At 64.9% G+C, this 3,137-nt stretch carries 3 protein-coding genes; all 3 read left to right on the top strand.

From position 1 onward, the window contains the following. Window positions 1-1,522 (top strand): ABC transporter substrate-binding protein (locus EOA49_RS31150; RefSeq protein ID WP_164749362.1); only part of this gene is annotated, 1,522 nt, incomplete at its 5' end. Window positions 1,523-1,559: 37 nt separating this feature from the next. Continuing rightward, window positions 1,560-2,519, top strand: a complete 960-nt coding sequence (locus EOA49_RS31145) for an ABC transporter permease (RefSeq protein ID WP_127242014.1) — start codon at window positions 1,560-1,562, stop codon at window positions 2,517-2,519. Continuing rightward, a partial coding sequence (locus tag EOA49_RS31140) for an ABC transporter permease (protein WP_164749361.1) occupies window positions 2,516-3,137 on the top strand: 622 nt, incomplete at its 3' end. The genes EOA49_RS31145 and EOA49_RS31140, both read left to right, overlap by 4 nt.

The following is a 3,137-nucleotide window of genomic DNA, read 5'->3' as shown; positions in this document are numbered from 1 at the left end:
GATCGGCCTGACCGGCTTCGCCGCCTCGCAAGGCCTCGGCTTTTCCGGCTCGGCCCGCGCGGCAGTCGCCGGCGGCACGGTCCGCGTCGGGCTCGGCCAGCCAACCAAGACGATCGATCCCGTCACTCTGACTGACCCGGCCAGCATCGGCGTCGTCAGCCAGGTCGGCGAGTATTTGATCCTCGACGACCCCAAGGAAGGGCTGCAGCCGAAGCTCGCCCTGTCCTGGGAAGCCGATGAAACGGCAAAGCGCTGGACGTTCAAGCTGCGGCCGGGCGTGAAATTCCATGATGGGCGCACCGTCACCGCCAAGGACGTGGTGGCGAGCTTCGAACGCCTGGTCGATCCGAACAGCGGCTCGTCGGCACTGTCGGCCTACAAGGGCATCCTGTCCAAAGGCGGCGCCAAGATCGTCGACGACGCGACGGTCGCCTTCGATCTCGACCAGCCGAACAGCAACTTCCCCTTCTATGTCTCTTCGGACGTCTACAACGCCGTGATCCTGCCGGCCGACTATGCCGGCGACTTCGAGAAGAATTTCAACGGCACGGGTCCGTTCAAGCTCGAATCCTTCCGTCCCAAGCAAGGCGCCAGCTTCGTGCGCAACCCCGATTACTGGGGCGACAAGGCGCTGCCCGACCGGATCGAGATCAAGTTCTTCGACGACGAGCAGGCGCAGGTCGTGGCGCTGCGGGCCGGCCAGCTCGACGTCATCCCGAGCACCACGCGCCTGGAACTGGCGATCGAGGGCAATCCCAACTTCAGGCTGCTCAGCGTGCAGGCGAGCTCGCACGACGCCGTACATCTCAGAACCGATCAGGCGCCGTTCACCGACAAGCGGGTGCGCCGCGCATTGGCGCTCACCCTTGACCGCGAGGCCATCGTGAAAGGCCTGCTCAAGGGGCGGGCCATCGCCGGCAACGACACCCCGTTCGCGCCGATCTTCCCTTCGGCCGATCCGTCGGTGCCGCAGCGCAAGCAGGATATCGCTGAGGCCAAGCGGCTGCTGGCCGAAGCCGGCGTGCCGAACGGCTTCGAGGTGACGCTGACTACCGAACGCGCCTACGACATTCCGGATTACGCCGTGATCATCCAGAACTTCACCAAAAAGGCCGGCATCGACATCAAGCTCAACGTGTTGCCGCAGGACGCCTATTATGGATCGGCCACGTTCGGCAGCTCGCCCTGGCTGGATTCCAATCTCGGCATCACCGATTTCGGCCATCGCGGCACGCCCGACATCTTCCTCAACGCGACGCTGAAGAGCACCGGGGCGTGGAACGCCGCGCATTTCAAGAATCCGGTCTATGACGCATTGCTGGTCGATTACGGCAAGGCGCGCGACCTTCAGGCGCAACGCGTCGCGGCCGGCAAGATCCAGACCTTGCTGCTCGACGAGACGCCGGAGATCATCAGCTACTTCTCGCAGTATAGCCGCATAACCAGCACCAAGGTCGAGGGCGTGCGCTTCACCGCGATATCGCATCTGCTGCTCGATCGCGTTTCCCTCGTCCAGGCATGATGCGGAAACGTAAAATCAGCCGGAGCGCCAGAGCCCGATGCTGACGGGCCGCACCTTTTCGACGCGCGCGGCCTCGCTTCTGCTCACCCTGTGGCTGGTCAGCGCGCTGGTCTTCTTCGCCGGGCAGGTCCTGCCCGGCGATGTCGCACGCGTCATGCTCGGTCCCTTCGCCGACGCGCAAGCCGTCGCGGCGCTGAACAGGCAGCTCGGCGCCGACCAGCCTCTGCTCATCCAATACTGGAACTGGTTCAGCGCGGCGCTCACCGGCGACTTCGGCACGTCGTTATCGATGCGCGCGCCGGTCGCGCCCTTTGTGCTGCAAAGCCTCGGTCGCTCGGCCGCGCTTGCCGGGATCATTCTGCTGTTTCTCGTCCCGCTGGGTGTCGGCGCTGGCATCGTTGCCGGCCTCAACCGGGGCCGGCTTGTCGATCGGCTGATCGTGCTCACCGGCGTGTCCTTCGGCATCGTTCCTGACTTCGTGTCCGGGCTCCTCCTGTTGCTGGTTTTCGGGCTGTGGCTGAGCTGGTTCCCGATCACCGGCGCTGCCCCGGACGGCGCGGGCTTCTGGACAAGCGGCTACTATCTCATCCTGCCGGCGCTGCCGCTGGTGCTGAACCTCGCGGGCTACCTGGCGCGCATGACGCGGGCGGGTGTGATCGAGGCCCTGGCCGCGGACTATACGCGCACCGCCACCCTGAAAGGGCTCGATCGCTGGCAGGTCATTTTCAAGCACGTTCTGCCCAATGCGCTGACGCCGACGATTGCGGTGCTTGCCACGCAAAGCGGCTACATGCTTGGCGGGTTGGTTGTGATCGAAACCCTGTTCGGCATCCAGGGCCTTGGCAATCTGGTGCTGAATGCCGCCAAGGCACGCGATTTCCCGATGCTCGAAGCCGGCGTCCTCGTCATGGCGACGATCTTCGTGCTCTCTGCGGCGGCGGGCGATCTGGTGCAGGCGCTGCTCGATCCGCGGCAACGCCGGCGGGCGTCGCCATGATGGAGCTTTTGGAATTCCCGGCGCCTCGCCATGTGCCCTTGGTGTCGCGGATAAAGGGCGACGTTGGCCGCGCGCTTCGCTGCCTTGCTCCATCCGTGGTCATCGGCTCGCTCATTCTTCTGTTCTGGATCGCTTGTGCTCTGCTTGGCGATCGAGTGGTTCCCTACGATCCCTACGCCGAGGATTTTCTCGCCATGCTGGCGCCGCCCGATGCCGCACACTGGTTCGGGACCGACCAGCTTGGCCGCGACGTGTTCTCCCGCATTGTCGTCGGGTCGCGCGATATCCTGCTGGTCGCACCGCTGGCGACGCTTGGCGGAGTCGCCGGCGGCACTATCGTCGGCCTGGTGCTTGGCTATTTCGATGGTCTCACCGACGCCATAGGCGCGAGGCTGCTCGACACGCTGATGGCATTTCCCTTCATCGTGCTCGTCACAATGACGCTGGTTGCGCTTGGGCCCTCGAACCTCACGGTCATCCTGGTTATCGCCGTAGCTTACACGCCGCTGGTGGCGAGGACGGTTCGCGCCGCGGTGCGCGAGCAGCGCGAGCGCGACTATGTCAGCGCCGCGCGTCTCGGTGGCGAAAGCGCTTTCGCCATCATGGTCCTGGAGATCC

It is taken from the genome of Mesorhizobium sp. M1A.F.Ca.IN.020.04.1.1, from assembly GCF_003997315.1.
Lineage (GTDB): Bacteria > Pseudomonadota > Alphaproteobacteria > Rhizobiales > Rhizobiaceae > Mesorhizobium.
The sequence above is the reverse complement of the archived record's forward strand: the minus strand, read 5'-3'. Positions and strand labels throughout refer to the sequence as shown.

Bases quoted from the DNA above. Each gene is read 5' to 3' on its own strand.
- EOA49_RS31145 (WP_127242014.1), top strand. From the start codon at position 1,560: ATGCTGACGGGCCGCACCTTTTCGACGCGCGCGGCCTCGCTTCTGCTC.